The following is a 16,273-nucleotide window of genomic DNA, read 5'->3' as shown; positions in this document are numbered from 1 at the left end:
CGGCGCGTGCCCGCAAATCCCCTGACGCCGGTCGAAGACCGGGCCGGCGGTATCGATCGACAGAGACACCGCCCTTCGGGAGGAAGGGCGACAACGGGAGGAACCACCATGAAGAGACTGCTCGTCCTCGCTGCGGCGCTCGCCGCCACGACCTGCGCGGCCAGCGCCCAGACGACGCTCAGGCTGTCGCACTGGCTGCCGGCCACCCATCCGGTCCACATCACCGGCATCGTGCCCTGGGCCGAATCGATCGAAGCGGCGTCGGGCGGGGAGCTGACGATCGAGATCTACCCGGCCCAGCAGCTGGGCGCCGCGCCCGACCACTACGACATGACGCGGGACGGCATCGTCGACATCGGCTACGTCAATCCCGGCTACACGGCGGGGCGGTTTCCGATCTACGAGCTGACCGGCGTTCCCTTCGAGGCCAATGACGGTCCGAAGGCGGCCAAGGCGATCCACGAATTCTACAAGGGCGACGGCTACGCGGACAAGGAGATGGCGGACGTCTATTTCTGCCTCGTCAATCCGCACAATCCCGGCCGCTTCCACGCCAACGCGCCGATCAAGGTGCCGGCCGACGTCAAGGGCAAGACCGTCCGCCCCGCCCATTCCACCATGGCGCGCTACATCAACTCCCTCGGCGGCACCTCGGTGCAGGTGCCGGCGCCGGAAGCCCGCGACGCCATCTCCAAGGGTACGGCCGATGCCGTCACCTTCCCCTATGAGGCGATGAAGAGCTTCAAGATGGCCGACGTGGTGAAGTTCCACAACGACCTGCCGCTGTATCTCTCCTCCCAGGTCATGCTGTTCAACAAGGCCAGCTATGACGGCCTCGCCGCAGATCTGAGGAAGGTCGTCGACGACCACTGCACGCCGGAATGGTCGCAGAAGATCTCCGTCGGCTGGTCGGACTACGACAACGAGGTGCGCCAGTCGATCCTCGACGACGCGTCCCACGAGGTCTACACGCCGAACGCCGACGAGGTGGCGCTGTGGCGCGAATCCGTCGGGCCGGTCATGGACGCCTGGAAGGCCGACGCCGAGAAGGCCGGCTACGAGCCGGACAAGGTCCTCGCCGACTACGACAAGGCGCTCGAGGCGAACGACGCGAAATACTGATCGCGCGCCGGGGGTGCTGCGCACGCCTCGGCTTCTCCATCTTGCGGGGCGAAGACGATCCTTCCGCCTTCGCCTCGTCAACGTCCCCCTGCCCTGCGGTCATCCACGCCAAAATGCCAGCCATCGTGCCCCTGTACCCCCCTCTGTCCTGCCGGACATCTCCCCCACAAGGGGGGAGATCGGCAGCTTCGGCCATCGCGGCCCATCTCTTGAGCGTGGGTGCAGGGCGCGTGCGCAGGGGAGTGGGTGCAAGCACCGATGCGACCTCGATCTCCCCCCTTGTGGGGGAGATGTCCCGCAGGACAGAGGGGGGTGGCCGCAAGGGCGCGGCCGTTCAGAAGCCCAGGGCCGGTGCGGATGACCACCGCGAGGCACGCCCATGATCTCCTCCCGCCTTACCGAGCGCGTCGTCACCGCCATCGAGCGGATCGCCGCGGTCATGCTCGGCCTCGTCACGATCCTGGTCTTCGTCTCGGCGCTCGGGCGCTATCTCTTCGCCGCGCCGGTACCCGACGCCTTCGACGTGTCGCGGCTGACGCTGGCCATCGCCATCATGTGGGGCTTTGCCTCGCTGGGCTTTCGCGGCAGCCACATCAAGGTCGACATCCTCGCCCAGGCACTCGGGCCAACGGCGCGGCGGGTGCTCGATCTCCTGGCCTGGCTCGGCCTCCTCCTCTTCACCCTCCTCCTGACGTGGAAGCTCGGCGGCCGCGTCCTGTCGCAGATGCCGGGCGGCGAGACGACGATGGATCTGCGGCTGCCGCAATGGCCGTTCCTCGCCTTCGTCGTCGCCGGCCTCGGCATGGCCGTCGTCACGACGCTGATCCGCCTGTGGCTGGTGCTGCGCCATGGCGAGAGTCTCGAGCCCCACGAGACGCTGAAGGACGACGAAGCCCACGGAGCCGGCCATGAGTGAACGCGAACTCGTTGCCGCCGGCGGTTTCGTCGTGCTCTTCGCGCTGATGCTGATCCGCGTGCCGATCGGCGTCGCCATGGGCCTCGTCGGCATCGGCGGCTTCGGCCTCACCGTCGGCTGGAGCCCGGCGCTGAACCTCCTCGCCACCTCGCCGCTCAGGACCGTCACCGACTTCAACCTCACCCTCATCCCGTTCTTCATCCTGATGGGGGTGCTGGCGACGCGCTCGGGCATGAGCCGCGAATTGTTCCGGGCGGCGAATGCGACCCTGGGCTCCCTGCGCGGCGGGCTGGGCCTCGCCACGGTCGGCGCCTGCGCCGGCTTCGCGGCCATCTGCGGCTCGTCCGTCGCCACCGCCGCAACGATGACCAACATCGCCCATCCGGAAATGAAGAAGGCCGGCTATCCCGACGACGTCTCGACCGGGGTGATCGCCGCGGGCGGCACGCTCGGCATCCTCATTCCGCCCTCGGTGGTGCTGGCGGTCTATGCCTACATCACCGAGCAGGACGTCGGGAAACTCTTCATCGCCGGCATCGTGCCGGGGATCCTCGCGATCCTGATGTACATGGCGACGGTGCGGCTGTGGTACGGGCGCAAGCTTCCGGCCGGCACCCCCTTCAGCCTTCCCGAGGCACTGCGGGCGATGTCCGGCGTCTGGGCGGTGACCCTGCTCTTCGCGGCGGTGATCCTGGCGATCTATTTCGGCGTCGCCACGGCCACCGAGGCCTCCGCCGTCGGCGCCGTCCTCACCGCGCTGATCGGCATCGCCAGGGGCCGGCTCGGCGTCCGCAGCCTGCTCGACAGCCTGGTCGAGGCGCTGCGCACATCGGTCGCCATCTACACCATCCTGATCGGCGCGATCCTGTTCGGCTATTTCCTCGCGGTGACCCAGGTTCCGCAGAACCTGACCGCCTTCCTGATCGGCCTCGACCTCGGCAGCTACGGCACGCTGGCGCTGATCATGCTGCTGTTCCTCGTCATGGGCTGCTTCCTCGACGCCATGGCGATGATCATCCTGATGGTGCCGATCGTCTTCCCGGTGATCCTCGAGATGGGCTTCGACCCGATCTGGTTCGGCGTCATCGTCGTCATGACGGTGGAACTCGGCCTGATCACGCCGCCGGTCGGAATGAACGTCTTCGTCATCAACACGATCGCCAAGGACGTCAGCCTCGTGACGATCTTCCGGGGCGTCCTGCCCTTCGTCGTCACCGACGTCATCCGGCTGATCATCCTGATCGCGCTGCCGTGGATCGTGCTGTTCCTGCCGCAGACGATGGGGTGAGGGGTACCGAACGAGGCGCCCTCTCTCCCCTTGCGGGAGAGAAAGTCATTCCAAGGAATTGGGCCTCGGCTCGCCGAGGTCCAAACCTTGAGAATGACAAGAGAGGGGTTTCACCGCTTCAACCCGCCGCCGTCGTTACAGACTGAACCGCTCCAACCCCTCTCTTGCGATTTCTATCACTTGGCTTCGCCAAGATGATGAAATCGCTTTCTCTCCCGCAAGGGGAGAGAGGGCGCCTGTCCGTGATACGCTTCCGCGAGCCCTACCCCCGCCCTCTCGCCACCAGCCCCAGCACGATGTCCGCCGCCGCCTCGCCGGGCGCCCGGTCGACCGCCATCAGCCGGCGGATCTCGTCGAAGCCGGCGAGCTGGGCATGGCGCTCGGGGGTGTCTGTCATCAGCCGGACGAGGCGCCGGGCCAGCATCTCCGGGCGGACGAATTCGTGGAAATGCTCCGGCACCAGCGGGTGGCCGACGATGAAGTTCGGCATCGCCGCCGTCCAGGCCGAGATCAGGTGGCGGATCTGGTAGGCGACCGGATCGAGCTTGTAGGCGAGCGCCATCGGGATCCCCGACAGCGCCAGTTCCAGCGACACCGTGCCGGAGGCGGCGAGCGCCGCGTCAGCCCCGGCAAAGGCCTGCCACTTCGCCGCATTGCCGGTGACGATCTCCGGCTTCACCGCCCACTTCGCCACCTCGGCCTCGATGCGTGTCCGATGCCGCGGCAGCGTCGGCAGAACCGCCGTCACGCCGGGCAGGAGCTCGCAAAGCCGCGTCAGCGTCGCGCCGAAGTCGCCCGCCAGCCGGTCGATCTCGCCGCGCCGGGAGCCCGGCAGGATGACGAGCCGCGGCGGTGATTTGGCTGCCTTCCCGACGAGCGACGCATCGTCCGCCAGGATCGCCGCCAGACCCGGCTCCTTCATCAGCGGATGGCCGACATAGGTGGAGGGCGGCCCGCCGAGCCGCTGCATCGTCTCCGGCTCGAAAGGCAGCGCGCAGATCGCGTGGTCGACATAGGGGCGCATCTTCGCCGCCCGGCCCTCGCGCCAGGCCCAGACCGTCGGCGGGATGTAGTTGACGATCGGCATCGCCGGGAGCCGCGCCCGGACGCGCTTCGCCACCCGGTGAGAAAAGGTCGGGCTGTCGATGACGACGAGCACATCCGGCCGCGCCGCGACGATCGCATCCGCCGTCTGGCCGATCCGCCGCACCAATTGGGGCAATCGCGCGAGGATCGCCGAGACCCCCATGATCGAGAGTTCGTCGATGTCGAAGAGGGTTTGAAGGCCCTCCGCCTGCATCGCCTCGCCGGCAAGGCCGACGAGTTCGAGATCGCCGGAGAGCCGGGCCTTCAGCGCCCGGATGAGATCGGCGCCGATGGCGTCGCCGGAGGGTTCGCCGACGACGAAGGCGATCTTCATGGCACACTCTCCGTCGTGGCTGGCGCCGCCTCGGCCCTCGCAGGCCCCGCATCACCAGGCACCAGCCCGACGACCGCGATATTCGCCTGCGTCGCCGCCGCGACCAGCGCCTCGTAGTCGATGAGGAGGCTCTTCTCGGCGGTCACGCCGATGGCCCCGATCCCGGCCTCTTCGGCTTCGACGATCGTCGACGCGCCGATGCTCGGCAGGTCGTAGCGCTCGTCCTGGCCGGGCTTCACCGCCTTGACCAGCACCAGCCGCTCGCCCCGCCCGATGCGTCCGCGCGACTTCAGTTCGGCGACCCGGTGCAGCATCTCGCGCGTACCTTCGGCCGCCTCCAGCGCGATCACCCGCTCCTGCGAGGCGACGACGGCCTGGCCGACATCCAGCTTGCCGAGGGCTTCGGCCGCCCGCAGGCCGAGGCCGAGCGCCGCGCGCTCGGCCGCATCCGCCCGCCGCCCGGCGATCGCGCCCGGCGGTGCCAGGAGCCGCGGCTCGACATCCTGCACCGCCACCGGCTCCAGCCCTTCAGCCTTGAGAAACGCCGCGACGTTGCGCAGCAGCCGGTCGTCGCCGCCGCGCACGATGCGGAAGGCCGTCGGCAGCATGATCAGGGTGCGCAGGCTCGGCAGGATCGAGCGGAAATCCGGCCGCCGGCTGACGGTTCCGCAGGCGGCGACGCGGGTGACGCCGCTGGCCTTCATGAAGCGCACGGCGTCGCCCGTCCGGCCCCAGGAGAAGTAGCCGCCACAAAAGCCGGTCCAGTCGTCGCCTTCCGCGTCGGCGATGCGCACGACGATCGGGGTGAAGCCGCGGGCTCGCGCCGCCTCGGCGACGATCCGCGGCAACCGTCCGCCCCCGGCGATCAGACCGAGCGGCTCGCCGGGAAAGCGCGGCTCCATCGGCTCAGGAATGCTGCGAGTGGCGCGGGAAGCACAGCGCGCGGTCGCCGCCGGAGCGGATGAAGCCCATCAGGTCCTGCACCAGCGGATCGTCGGGAAACTCGCTCTGCACCTCGTCCATGTTCTCCTTGAACGTCAGATCGTCGGAGAACAGCATGCGATAGGCCTTGCGCACGTTGCGGATCGCATGGCGATCGAAGCCGGCGCGCTTCATGCCGATGACGTTGAGGCCGGAGAGATAGGCCCGGTTGCCGAGCACCATGCCGAAGGGGATGACGTCGCCCTCGACGGCGGCGAGGCCGCCGACATAGGCGTGGTGGCCGATCCGGGTGAACTGGTGGATGCCCGAGCCGCCGGCGATCGTCGCATACTGGCCGATGGTGCAATGGCCGGCCAGCATGACGTTGTTGATCAGCGTGACGTTGCGCTCGATGTCGCAGTCATGGGCGACATGGGCTCCGGTGAAGAAGGCGCAGTTGTCGCCGATCGTCGTCTCCGAGCGTCCCTGCACCGTGCCGGGATTCATCGTCACGTGTTCGCGGATCAGGCAGTTGTCGCCGATGACGAGGCGGGTGTCCTCGCCGCGGTATTTCAGGTGCTGCGGGGCGTGGCCGAGGGAGGCGAAGGGCCAGATCTGGGCGCCGGCGCCGATCTGGGTGTTGCCCCAGATGGCGACATGGGAGCGCAGCCGGCTGCCGGCGCCGAGCCGCACCTGCGGGCCGATGTGGCAGAACGGGCCGATCTCGCAGCCCGCGCCGATCTCGGCGCCGGCCTCGATCACCGCCGAGGGATGAACGGTCGTGTCGGTCATCGTCTACTTTGCGTCGTCGCGCGGCAGCAGCATGGCGCTCACCGAGGCCTCCGCCACCTTCTGGTCGTCGACCTTGGCGACGCAGTCGAACTTCCAGATGTTGCCGCGCTTCTTGGTCTGCCTGACGTGGTATTCGAGCCGGTCTCCCGGCACCACCGGCTTGCGGAACTTGGCGTTGTCGATGGTCATGAAATAGACCAGCGCCGGCGCGTCGCCGCCCCTCGCCAGCGTGCAGATCGCCCCGGCGGTCTGGGCCATGCCCTCGATGATCAGGACGCCCGGCATGACCGGCGCGGAAGGGAAATGGCCGAGGAAATGCGGCTCGTTGGCGGTGACGTTCTTGATCCCGACGGCGCTCATGTCCCGGTCGATGTCGACGATCCGGTCGACCATCAGGAACGGATAGCGATGGGGCAGAAGCTCCATGACCCTGGTGATGTCGGCGCTTTCCAGCGTCGTGGGGGCGTCAGTCATCGCGCTCATGTCTCGGTGTTCGTCCCTTTGCGGCAAGTTCAGACAGGAATCTCGCTTCGCGAAGCCATTGGCGCATCGGCCGCGCCGGAATGCCGCCCCAGCGCGCGCCTTTGGGCACATCGCCGGCCACGCCGGAAACTGCGGCGATCTGCGCCCCGTCGCCGATGGTGACATGGCCGTTGATGCCGACCTGTCCACCGATCATGACGCCGTCGCCGATGGTGGTCGAGCCGGAAATGCCGACCTGGGCAACGATCGCGCTGTGTCGCCCGATGGCGACGTTGTGCCCGACCTGGACCTGATTATCGATCTTGGTCCCCTCGCCGATGACCGTGTCGCGGATCGCGCCGCGGTCGATGGTCGCGTTTGCGCCGATCTCGACGTCGTCCTGGATGATCACCCGGCCGACCTGCACCACCTTGTCGAGGCCAGCCCGGCCGGCCACGTAGCCGAACCCGTCCTGGCCGATCTTCACGCCCGGATGCAGCACCACGCGGTTGCCGAGCAACGCGTTCGACAGGCAGACCTGCGGACCGATCCGGCAGTCGCGGCCGATGGCGCAGCCCGGCGAGATCACCGCGCCCGGGGAGACGATCGTGCCGCGGCCGATCCTCACGCCGGCCCCGATCACGGCGAAGGCCTCGATGGTCACGCCATCCTCGATCTCGGCGGAGGGGTCGACGTCGGCGCTCTGGGAAATGCCCTCGGCCCGGGTGACGCTGGCCGGCACCAGGGCGGCGGGAAATAGCCTGCGACCAGCGGCGGCGAAGGCGTGATGGACGCTGTCGGCGACGAGATGGGCGAGCCCCGCCGGCAGGAACGCCAGGTGCTTGGGGGCAACGACGATGCATCCCGCCCGCGTCACGGCCAGTTGCTCGGCATAGCGCGGGCTGTCGAAGAAGGACAGATCGTCGGCGCGCGCCCGATCCAGCGGCGCCAGTCCCGAAAGGACGATCGCAGGATCTGTCCCCTCTCCTGGCCGGGCGCCGCTGATCGCGGCGATCTCGCCCACGGTCAGACCGGGCCCCCGGGGAAAGAAGGACGTATCGGGCATGTGGTAACGGCAGGGAGGCAAACCTCCCCGCCCCCTTTTCTCGGGCCTCAGAAGCGTGACGAGAAACCGAAGGAGAATTCCTGGGTGTCGTCGAAGTCTTCCTTCATCAGCGGGTGGGCGTAGTTGACGCGCAGCGGGCCGAAGGGCGAGGCCCAGATCAGGCCGACGCCTGCCGATGCACGCAGCGCGAAGTCGGTGCCCTTCACGCCGGGCTGGTCGTCGAACTCGCTGCCCCAGAGCGAACCGGCATCGGCGAAGACCGCGCCGCGGAAGCCCAGATCCCGGCTGATGCCCGGCAGCGGGAAGGTCGCCTCGGCCGAGACGTTGCCGTAGTTCTCGCCACCGATGGCGACGCCGTACTGGCGCGGGCCGATGCCCCGCGTGTCGAAGCCGCGGACGATGTCCTGTCCCTTGAAGAAGTTGTCGAAGACGCGCAGGTCGTCGCCGAGCTTGGTGACGTTGCCGGCGCCGCCGGACAGCTGGCCGACCACGTCGAACTCCTCGCTGAGGAGGTTGAAGTAGGAGGCCTTGCCGGTGGTCTTGAGGAACCTGGCGTCGCCGCCGAGACCGGCGAACTCCTGGCCGACCGAGCCGATGAACCCGTTGCGCGGATCCTTGTTGTTGTCGAGGGTGTTGTAGGTGAACTGGTAGGAGACCGACGAGGTGAGGTAGTCGCCCTGGCAGATCGCCGCGTTGATGATCGGCGAGTCGGTGAAGGACGGAGCGGTCAGCGGGTTGCCGCCTTCGTCGACGAGGTTGCCGAGTGGGTTAGGCGCTCCGCAACTGCTGTCGATGAATTCCTCCGATCCGGGTATCAGCGGATCGTAGTCCGGATTCTCGACCGTCTGGCCGGTGTTGTCGCCGTAGCTCTCGCTCTTGATGTTGTAGGCGAGCGTCGCCGTCAGATGGTCGGTGATCGGAGCCGAGAGCCGGACGTCGCCGCCTGTGCGGGTGACGTCGTAGTCGTCCGTCGAGGTCTCGGAGTGATAGACGTCGAAGCCCGCGGCAAGGCGCTGCCCGAGGAAATACGGCTCGGTGAAGGAGAGGTTGTAGCTGCGGCTGTTGGTGCCGAGGCCCGCCGAGACCTTGATGAACTGGCCGCGGCCGAGGAAGTTGCGCTCCTGGATGCCGACTTCGGCGACGGGACCCGAAGAGTCGCCGCTGGTGGTGTAGCCGCCGCCGACCGAGATCTGGCCGGTGGCCTTCTCCGACACGTCGACGATGACGATAACCCGGTCGGGCTCGGAGCCCGGAGCCGTCGAGATCTTCACCGTGTTGAAATATTGCAGGTCCTCCAGGCGCTGCTTGGCGCGCTGCACCAGCACCTGGTTGAAGGCGTCGCCCTCGGAGATGTCGAACTCGCGGCGGATGACGTAGTCGCGGGTCTTGGTGTTGCCGCGGATCTCGATGCGCTCGACATAGGCGCGGGGCCCCTGGTCGATCACATAGTCGATGGCGATGGTGTGGTTGGTGAAGTCGCGGTCGCCGCGCGGCGTCACCTGGGCGAAGGCGAAGCCCTTGTTGGCCAGCGCGTTGGTCACGTTGACGAGGGAGTTCTCGACCTCCTTGGCGCTGTAGACGTCGCCGGGCGCCGTATCGAGCTCGTCATAGAGGACCTGGGTGTCGACGCCTTCGATGGTCGAGTCGATCCGCACGTCGCCGAAGGTGTAGCGCTCGCCCTCGTCCACCGTGAAGGTGATGAAATAGGAGTTCTGGCTGGGATCGAGCTCGGCGACGGCCGACAGGATCCGGAAGTCGGCATAGCCGTGGTTGTAGTAGAAGCGGCGCATCGTCTCTTCGTCGGACTGCAGCTTGTCCGGATCGTAGACGTCGTCGCGCTGGATGAAGCTCAGAATGCCGGTCTCGCGCAGCGAGATCACCTGCTTCAGCCGGCCGTCGGAAAAGGCGTTGTTGCCGACGATGCTGATCGAGGCGATCTTCGTGCGGTCGCCTTCCTGGATGTTGTAGATGACGTTGACGCGGCCCTGGCCGATCGGCTGGGTCTGCGCGGTCACGATGGCGTCGCTGCGGCCGATGGAGACATAGGCGGCCTTGATCGCCTCGACGTCGGCATCGACCGTGACCTGCGAATAGGGTCCGCGCGGCGAGGTCTGGACGGTGGCGGTGAGCTGCTCGTCCTTGATCTTCGAATTGCCCTGGAACAGCACCTGGTTGACGATCTGGTTCTCGTCGACCTGCACGGTCAGGGTGCTGCCGGACTGGCTGATCCGCACGTTTGAGAACAGCCCCGTCGAATAGAGACGACGGACCGCCGCATCCTGGTCGGCGTCGGTGACGTTCTGCCCCGGCCTGATCTGCATGAAGCCGCGGATCGTCTCGCTATCGACGCGGCTGTTGCCGCTGACCGCGATGCGATTGACCACTGCGGCGTTGGCCGCCGACGTCGCGGCGACCTGCACGGTCAGCGTGGTGGCGGCGAGGACGGTCGAAGAGAGCGCGATAGCGGCCACCGCGCGCAGGGTTTTCGTTCCAGCCTTCATATTTCCAACCACCTTGTCGTCTTCTTGCCGTTGAGCAGGACGTGCATTTCCAGAGTCTGCCTTGTACCGGCTTTGGTAGGGCGTTCAAGCAAACTCGTCTCAGTGGATTGAGGAATCGGAAACGCCGTTGCAAGGCGGTCACGAACCATGCCGTCATGGTTAACCAATTCTGTCCCCCCGGAGCCGGCCAGACGCCCCTACACCTGGCCGGAAATGTCGTTCCAGAATGCAAATATCATGAGCATCGTGACGAGAGCGAGACCGATCTTGAAGCCGAGTTCCTGGACCCGCTCGCTCAGCGGCCGCCCGCGCACCGCCTCGAAGGCGTAGAACAGGAGGTGCCCGCCGTCGAGCATCGGAATCGGCAACAGGTTGAGGATTCCGATCGAGATCGACAAGAGCGCCGCCAGGTTGAGCAGGGCGCCGAGGCCGATCGTCGAGACCTGGCTCGACACCTGGGCGATGCGGATCGGCCCGCCGATCTGGTCGGCGCTCTGGCGGCCCGTGACGACCTGGCCGATGAAGACGACCGTCTGGCTGGCGACGAACCAGGTCTGGGACACGCCGTATTGCAGCGACTCGACCGGGCCGAGTTCCTCCACCCGGAAGCCGCCATTGGCATTGTCCGCCCGCAAGCCCACCACCGGCATGGTGAAGCTGTTGCCGAATTCGTCCTCGCGCGCCTCGATCCGTGGCGTCACCGTCAGCTCGACCGTCCGGCCGCCGCGCTCCACCTCGAAGGTGATCGGGTTGGCGCCCACCGCGGCGACGTGGCGCTGCAGGTCGGAGAAGTAGCCGATCGCCTCGCCGTCGGCGGACAGCACCCGGTCGCCGGCCTCGAAGCCGGCCGCCATGGCGGGCGAATCCGGCTCGACGCCGGAGACCACCGGATCGCCGACGACCCGGCCGCTGACGAAGACCACGGCGGCGAAGATGACGATGGAGAGGATGAAGTTGGCGATGGGGCCTGCCGCGACCGTCGCGGCGCGGCGCCCGACGCTCGCCGCCGGAAAGGCATGCCGCCGCTCGGCCTCGCTCATCGCCGAAACGCCCTCGCGATCGGGCACCGATGCCGCGTTCTCGTCGCCGAGGAACTTGACGTAGCCGCCGAGCGGGATCGCGGCGAGCTTCCAGCGCGTCCCCTGGCGATCGGTGAAGCCGATCAGCTCGGGGCCGAAGCCGACCGAGAAGGTCAGCGCCTTGATGCCGCACAGGCGGCCGATCAGGAAGTGGCCGAGTTCGTGGAAGAAGACGATGATCGTCAGGACGAACAGGAACGGCACGATGTAGATCAGGCCATGGCTCCAAAGGCCGGAGGTGATCGCTCCGATGTCCATGTCTCGTCTCTCCTTGGTGGCGGCAGGGCTGCCTGCCGGATTCTATAGCAGTGGCGGGCGGTGCCGCAAATGCCCGCGCCGGCGCCTCGTGCGACCTGCGGTCGATCCCCTTCGGGATACCCGGCTTCCACCCGGCCCGATGGCCGCACCGATTCGAGACCAGATCCTGTCCGATCGATCGGACCGGGTCTCAGATCGGAAACAGTCCGGCCGCAGGACTGGCGAAACCGGCGACGAACATCCCGACCAGCCAGGCGACGGTGGTCGCCACGATCAGGGCGTCGATCCGGTCCATCAGCCCCCCGTGGCCGGGAATGAGGCGGCCGGAATCCTTCACTCCGAAGCGGCGCTTGATCCAGGATTCGTAGAGATCGCCCGCCTGGCCCGCAACCGACAGGACGGCCGCCAGGACGACGATCAGCGGACCGGCGACGTTCCCCGCACCATAGGCGAAGAGCGAGCCCAAGGCGATGGCCGCGACGAGCCCGCCCAGCGCGCCCGACATGGTCTTCTTCGGCGAGACCATCGGCAACAGTTTCGGCCCGCCCAGGGAGCGGCCGGTGAAGTAGGCGAAGATGTCGGTCGACCAGACGACGGTGACGAGGAAGCCGATGGTCAGGAGCCCCGGCAGGTCGTCGCCGCGCAGGAGAGCGGGCGGAAAGGTCGCCGCCCCCGCATAGAAAAGGCCGCCGACGAGCCAGTCGGCCTTGCGCTCGCTCCGGTCGATGAAGGCGAGGAACCCCGTGCCGGCGAAGAAGACCGCCAGGGCGGCGAGATCGAAGCCGCAGGCGAAGAGGATGAGCGAGAGGTAGAAGACGCGCCGCCCGAAGGTGAAGTGCGGCCGCAGCCGCCTCGCCCGGGTGATCCTCGTCCATTCGTCGAAGACGATGAAACCGGTCGCGCAGCACAGGATCCGGAACCACCAGCCGCCGGCGAACACCAGCAGCAGGACCAGAACCCCGAGCACCACGGCCGAGATCAACCGTGAACGCAGATCGCTCCAGCTACCCTCGGTGAAGAATCGTCTGACCCCGAGCCCCATCTCGTCAGGATGCAATTTCCCGCGACAGTCCCCCGTAGCGGCGATCGCGGCTGGCATATTCGGCGATGGCGTCCTCGAACGCCTTGCGGTCGAAGTCCGGCCACAGGCACGGCAGGAAGACGAATTCGGAATAGGCCGCCTGCCACAAAAGGAAGTTCGACAGCCTGAGTTCGCCGCTGGTGCGGATGATGAGGTCCGGGTCGGGGATGCCGGCGGTGTCCATGTGCTCCCCGAGATAGTCGGCGGTCAGCGCGTCGAGGGTGACCTCGCCGGCGGCGAACTTCTCGGCGATCCGCCGCACCGCCCTCGCCACCTCGTCGCGGGCGCCGTAGTTGAAGGCGATGACGAGGGTCTGGCGGCCGTTGTCCTTGGTGAGGTTCTCGGCCTCCTCGAGCAGCGAGCGGATGTCGGCCGACAGGTCGTCCCGCGCGCCGATCACCCGAACCCTGACGCCCTCCTTGTGGAGATCGGCGAGATCGCGGCGGATGAAGTGCCGGAGCAGCCCGAGCAGTTCCTCGACCTCGTCCTTCGGACGCCGCCAGTTCTCCGAGGAAAACGCGAACAGGGTCAGGTACTCGATGCCGAGCTCGCCGGCGGCGCGCACGGCCGCACGCACCGCCTCCACCCCGCGGCGATGGCCCATGCTGCGTGGCAGGCCGCGCGCCCGCGCCCAGCGTCCGTTGCCATCCATGATGATGGCGACATGTCGGGGATGCCGCACTGTCCTCGCCCTTCCCTGCGATTGGCCTGCCGGCGCGACGCGCCGACGATCACACGTCCTTACACCTGCATGATTTCGCCTTCCTTGCCGGAAAGCAATTTGTCGATTTCCGCAATCGTGTCGTCGGTCATCTTCTGGACCTTGTCCGACTGCTGGCGGCTCTCGTCCTGGCCGATGTCGCCGGCCTTCTCGGCCTTCTTCAGCGTGTCCATGCCGTCGCGGCGAACGTGGCGGACGGCGACCTTGGCGCTCTCGGCGTACTGGTGGGCGACCTTGACGAGTTCCCGGCGGCGCTCCTCGTTCAGCTCCGGCAGCGGGATGCGCAGGGTCGTGCCGTCGGTGATCGGGTTGAGGCCGAGGCTGCTCTCGCGGATCGCCCGCTCCACCTTGCCGACCATCTGCTTGTCCCACACCGTCACCGCCACCATGCGCGGCTCCGGCACGGTGACGTTCGCCACCTGGTTGAGCGGCATCTGGGAGCCATAGGCCTCGACGGTGATCGGATCGAGGAGATTGGCCGAGGCGCGGCCGGTGCGAAGACCCGCCAGATCGCTCTTCAGGCTGTTCACGGCGCCTTCCATGCGGCGCTTCAGTTCATTGAGATCGAATTCGGCCATGGTGCGGGTCCTTCTCTGAAATCCTTGCGGGTATGGGGGAACGCTTCAATCCGATACGATCGTCGCGCGGCCGGCGCCAGCCAGGATCCGGGCGAATTCGCCCTTCTGGTGGATCGAGAAGACGACGATCGGAATGTGGTTCTCGCGGGCGAGCGCGACGGCCGCGACATCCATGACGGCGAGGCCGCGTCCCAGCACCTCGGCATGGGTCAGCCGGTCGAATCGCTCGGCATCGGGCACGAATTTCGGATCGGCGGAATAGATGCCGTCGACCTGGGTGCCCTTGAACAGGGCCGCGGCGCCCATTTCGGCGGCCCTGAGGGCGCCGGCGGAATCGGTGGTGAAGAACGGATTGCCGGTGCCGCCGGCGAAGATCACGACCCGGCCGGCCGCCTGGTGGGCGAGCGCGGCGCGCTGGGTGAAGTTCTCGCAGATCTCCGGCATGGCGATGGCCGAGAGGACGATCGCGTCGATGCCCATCTTGGTGAGCGAGGTCCGCAGCGCCAGCGCGTTGATGACGGTGCCGAGCATGCCCATGTGGTCGCCGGTCACCCGGTCGCCGCCCTTGGAGGCGACCGCGACGCCGCGAAAGATGTTGCCGCCGCCGATCACGATGGAGATCTCGACGCCCAGCGCCCGCGCCTCGGCGATGTCGGAGGCGATCCGGTCGACCACCGCGACGTCGATGCCGAAGCCCTGCTCCCCCATGAGCGCTTCGCCCGACACCTTCAGCAGGACGCGGCGGTAGCGGATTTCCGAGGTCATCTGATATCCTGTCTCATACCTTCGGCCCGGTCTTCGACCGGTGCCAAGGGGTTCACGCTCAATCGCCCCGCGGGCTCGATACCTGTGACCCGGGATCGGTCTCCCGGGTCACAGGTATCGGTCCGGGCACCGCGCGCCGTCTTCGCCCGCCGGCCGGCCGATTTCCTTCGCCGCCGGCACGAGGACAACCTCCCCGCGCCTGCGGGTCCTCACCCGCGAAGCGCCTCGCGCCTCGCCGCTTGCGCCAGCCGATACAATAAGGGCGCCCGCTTGTGAAGCGAGCGCCCGATCAAGTGGATCGCCAAAGCGACCGAACCGCCGGCCGAGCGTTTGCGAAGACGCCCGGCGCGGACAGGATCACTTCTTGCCGGCGGCCGCGGCGACCTCGGCGGCGAAATCGCTCTCTTCGCGCTCGATGCCCTCGCCGAGGGCAAAGCGGACGAAGGCGGTGATCTTCGCCGGGGCGCCGATCTCGGCCTCGGCCTCGGCCAGGGCCTTCTCGACGGTGAGGTCCGGGTTGATCACGAAGTTCTGCTTGAGGAGGACGACCTCCTCGTAGAACTTGCGCAGCCGGCCCTCGACCATCTTCTCGATGATGGCCTCGGGCTTGCCCGACGCCCGCGCCTGCTCGGAGAAGATCGCCTTCTCGCGCTCGACGACCGTCGGATCGATCTCCTCGGCATTCAGGGCCAGCGGATTGGTGGCGGCGACATGCATCGCCACCTGACGGCCGAAGGCCGCGAGCTTGGCCTTGTCGCCCGTCGATTCGATCGCGACGAGGACGCCCAGCTTGCCGAGGCCGTCGGCGACCTGGTTGTGGATATAGGTCGCGACGACGCCGTCGGAGACCTGCAGCATCGCGGCGCGGCGCAGGCTCATGTTCTCGCCGATCGTGGCGATCGCATCGCGGATCGTGTCGGCGACGGGCTTGCCGGAGGCCGGATAGGTGGCCGTCGAAACCGCTTCGACGCTGCCGTCGGTGGCGAGCGCGACGGTCGCGATGCCGCGCACGAGGGTCTGGAAGGCCTCGTTGCGGGCGACGAAGTCGGTCTCGGAATTGACCTCGACGACGACGGCCTTGGTGCCCTCGGCGGCCGCACCGATCAGGCCCTCGGCGGCGGTGCGCCCGGACTTCTTGTCGGCCTTTGCGATGCCCTTGGTGCGCAGCCAGTCGATCGCCGCCTCCATGTCGCCGTTGGTCTCCGCAAGAGCGGTCTTGCAGTCCATCATGCCCGCGCCGGTCTTCTCGCGCAGGTCCTTCACCATCGAAGCGGAAATTGCCATCTTCAGCCTTCCTCGGAAA

Annotated in this window: 15 protein-coding genes; 3 read left to right on the top strand and 12 right to left on the bottom strand. The window is 67.5% G+C overall.

Translation table 11 applies throughout. From position 1 onward, the window contains the following. Nucleotides 1-108: 108 nt before the first annotated feature. From ATO4_RS05965 to ATO4_RS05950, 3 genes are all read left to right on the top strand, one after another. Nucleotides 109-1,122: a TRAP transporter substrate-binding protein gene (locus ATO4_RS05965; protein WP_083590514.1), complete on the top strand. Its 1,014-nt coding sequence runs from the start codon at nucleotides 109-111 to the stop codon at nucleotides 1,120-1,122. Between the two features lie 379 nt (nucleotides 1,123-1,501). Further along, nucleotides 1,502-2,038 (top strand): TRAP transporter small permease, encoded by a 537-nt coding sequence (locus ATO4_RS05955; protein ID WP_083590513.1) that lies wholly within the window; start codon nucleotides 1,502-1,504, stop codon nucleotides 2,036-2,038. Further along, on the top strand, nucleotides 2,031-3,326 hold the full coding sequence (locus ATO4_RS05950; RefSeq protein WP_083590512.1) for a TRAP transporter large permease: 1,296 nt from the start codon (nucleotides 2,031-2,033) through the stop codon (nucleotides 3,324-3,326). The genes ATO4_RS05955 and ATO4_RS05950 overlap by 8 nt, the downstream gene beginning before the upstream one ends. A 262-nt stretch (nucleotides 3,327-3,588) precedes the next feature. On the opposite strand, the gene lpxB is transcribed toward ATO4_RS05950, so the two are convergent. The 12 genes from lpxB to tsf form a co-directional block, all read right to left on the bottom strand. Next, nucleotides 3,589-4,746 carry a lipid-A-disaccharide synthase gene (gene lpxB, locus ATO4_RS05945; protein ID WP_083590511.1) on the bottom strand — a complete coding sequence of 386 codons (1,158 nt, stop codon included), beginning with the start codon at nucleotides 4,744-4,746 and terminating at the stop codon, nucleotides 3,589-3,591. Then, the gene (lpxI, locus tag ATO4_RS05940; RefSeq protein ID WP_083590510.1) at nucleotides 4,743-5,648 is read right to left on the bottom strand and encodes a UDP-2,3-diacylglucosamine diphosphatase LpxI; all 906 of its coding nucleotides are present in this window, start codon (nucleotides 5,646-5,648) and stop codon (nucleotides 4,743-4,745) included. Before lpxI ends, lpxB begins: the two co-directional genes overlap by 4 nt. 4 nt (nucleotides 5,649-5,652) lie before the next feature. Then, nucleotides 5,653-6,459, bottom strand: a complete 807-nt coding sequence (gene lpxA / locus ATO4_RS05935) for an acyl-ACP--UDP-N-acetylglucosamine O-acyltransferase (RefSeq protein ID WP_083590509.1) — start codon at nucleotides 6,457-6,459, stop codon at nucleotides 5,653-5,655. A 3-nt stretch (nucleotides 6,460-6,462) separates the two neighbouring features. Further along, the gene (gene fabZ, locus ATO4_RS05930) at nucleotides 6,463-6,933 is read right to left on the bottom strand and encodes a 3-hydroxyacyl-ACP dehydratase FabZ (RefSeq protein WP_083590573.1); all 471 of its coding nucleotides are present in this window, start codon (nucleotides 6,931-6,933) and stop codon (nucleotides 6,463-6,465) included. After that, nucleotides 6,926-7,987, bottom strand: a complete 1,062-nt coding sequence (lpxD, locus tag ATO4_RS05925; protein ID WP_083590508.1) for a UDP-3-O-(3-hydroxymyristoyl)glucosamine N-acyltransferase — start codon at nucleotides 7,985-7,987, stop codon at nucleotides 6,926-6,928. Before lpxD ends, fabZ begins: the two co-directional genes overlap by 8 nt. A gap of 47 nt (nucleotides 7,988-8,034) precedes the next feature. Further along, nucleotides 8,035-10,488 (bottom strand): outer membrane protein assembly factor BamA, encoded by a 2,454-nt coding sequence (gene bamA / locus ATO4_RS05920; protein WP_083590507.1) that lies wholly within the window; start codon nucleotides 10,486-10,488, stop codon nucleotides 8,035-8,037. Between the two features lie 197 nt (nucleotides 10,489-10,685). Next, nucleotides 10,686-11,825: an RIP metalloprotease RseP gene (gene rseP / locus ATO4_RS05915; protein WP_083590506.1), complete on the bottom strand. Its 1,140-nt coding sequence runs from the start codon at nucleotides 11,823-11,825 to the stop codon at nucleotides 10,686-10,688. A gap of 190 nt (nucleotides 11,826-12,015) precedes the next feature. Beyond that, the gene (locus tag ATO4_RS05910; RefSeq protein ID WP_245308591.1) at nucleotides 12,016-12,882 is read right to left on the bottom strand and encodes a phosphatidate cytidylyltransferase; all 867 of its coding nucleotides are present in this window, start codon (nucleotides 12,880-12,882) and stop codon (nucleotides 12,016-12,018) included. Next, on the bottom strand, nucleotides 12,872-13,687 hold the full coding sequence (locus ATO4_RS05905; RefSeq protein ID WP_083590572.1) for an isoprenyl transferase: 816 nt from the start codon (nucleotides 13,685-13,687) through the stop codon (nucleotides 12,872-12,874). The genes ATO4_RS05910 and ATO4_RS05905 overlap by 11 nt, the downstream gene beginning before the upstream one ends. Next, on the bottom strand, nucleotides 13,648-14,205 hold the full coding sequence (frr, locus tag ATO4_RS05900) for a ribosome recycling factor (RefSeq protein ID WP_083590504.1): 558 nt from the start codon (nucleotides 14,203-14,205) through the stop codon (nucleotides 13,648-13,650). Before frr ends, ATO4_RS05905 begins: the two co-directional genes overlap by 40 nt. Nucleotides 14,206-14,250: 45 nt before the next feature. Then, on the bottom strand, nucleotides 14,251-14,970 hold the full coding sequence (gene pyrH / locus ATO4_RS05895) for a UMP kinase (RefSeq protein WP_083590503.1): 720 nt from the start codon (nucleotides 14,968-14,970) through the stop codon (nucleotides 14,251-14,253). A gap of 357 nt (nucleotides 14,971-15,327) precedes the next feature. Continuing rightward, on the bottom strand, nucleotides 15,328-16,254 hold the full coding sequence (tsf, locus tag ATO4_RS05890) for a translation elongation factor Ts (RefSeq protein ID WP_083590502.1): 927 nt from the start codon (nucleotides 16,252-16,254) through the stop codon (nucleotides 15,328-15,330). Between the last annotated feature and the right edge of the window lie 19 nt (nucleotides 16,255-16,273).

This window comes from Aurantimonas sp. 22II-16-19i, assembly GCF_002088275.1.
In the GTDB taxonomy this organism is placed as follows: Bacteria; Pseudomonadota; Alphaproteobacteria; order Rhizobiales; family Rhizobiaceae; genus Jiella.
Note: the sequence above shows the minus strand (reverse complement) of the source record. Positions and strands in the feature narration are given on the sequence as shown.

Bases quoted from the DNA above. Each gene is read 5' to 3' on its own strand.
- lpxA (WP_083590509.1), bottom strand. From the start codon at position 6,459: ATGACCGACACGACCGTTCATCCCTCGGCGGTGATCGAGGCCGGCGCC.
- lpxD (WP_083590508.1), bottom strand. From the start codon at position 7,987: ATGCCCGATACGTCCTTCTTTCCCCGGGGGCCCGGTCTGACCGTGGGC.
- pyrH (WP_083590503.1), bottom strand. From the start codon at position 14,970: ATGACCTCGGAAATCCGCTACCGCCGCGTCCTGCTGAAGGTGTCGGGC.
- ATO4_RS05955 (WP_083590513.1), top strand. From the start codon at position 1,502: ATGATCTCCTCCCGCCTTACCGAGCGCGTCGTCACCGCCATCGAGCGG.
- ATO4_RS05965 (WP_083590514.1), top strand. From the start codon at position 109: ATGAAGAGACTGCTCGTCCTCGCTGCGGCGCTCGCCGCCACGACCTGC.
- ATO4_RS05950 (WP_083590512.1), top strand. From the start codon at position 2,031: ATGAGTGAACGCGAACTCGTTGCCGCCGGCGGTTTCGTCGTGCTCTTC.
- lpxI (WP_083590510.1), bottom strand. From the start codon at position 5,648: ATGGAGCCGCGCTTTCCCGGCGAGCCGCTCGGTCTGATCGCCGGGGGC.
- frr (WP_083590504.1), bottom strand. From the start codon at position 14,205: ATGGCCGAATTCGATCTCAATGAACTGAAGCGCCGCATGGAAGGCGCC.
- rseP (WP_083590506.1), bottom strand. From the start codon at position 11,825: ATGGACATCGGAGCGATCACCTCCGGCCTTTGGAGCCATGGCCTGATC.
- tsf (WP_083590502.1), bottom strand. From the start codon at position 16,254: ATGGCAATTTCCGCTTCGATGGTGAAGGACCTGCGCGAGAAGACCGGC.
- bamA (WP_083590507.1), bottom strand. From the start codon at position 10,488: ATGAAGGCTGGAACGAAAACCCTGCGCGCGGTGGCCGCTATCGCGCTC.
- lpxB (WP_083590511.1), bottom strand. From the start codon at position 4,746: ATGAAGATCGCCTTCGTCGTCGGCGAACCCTCCGGCGACGCCATCGGC.
- fabZ (WP_083590573.1), bottom strand. From the start codon at position 6,933: ATGACTGACGCCCCCACGACGCTGGAAAGCGCCGACATCACCAGGGTC.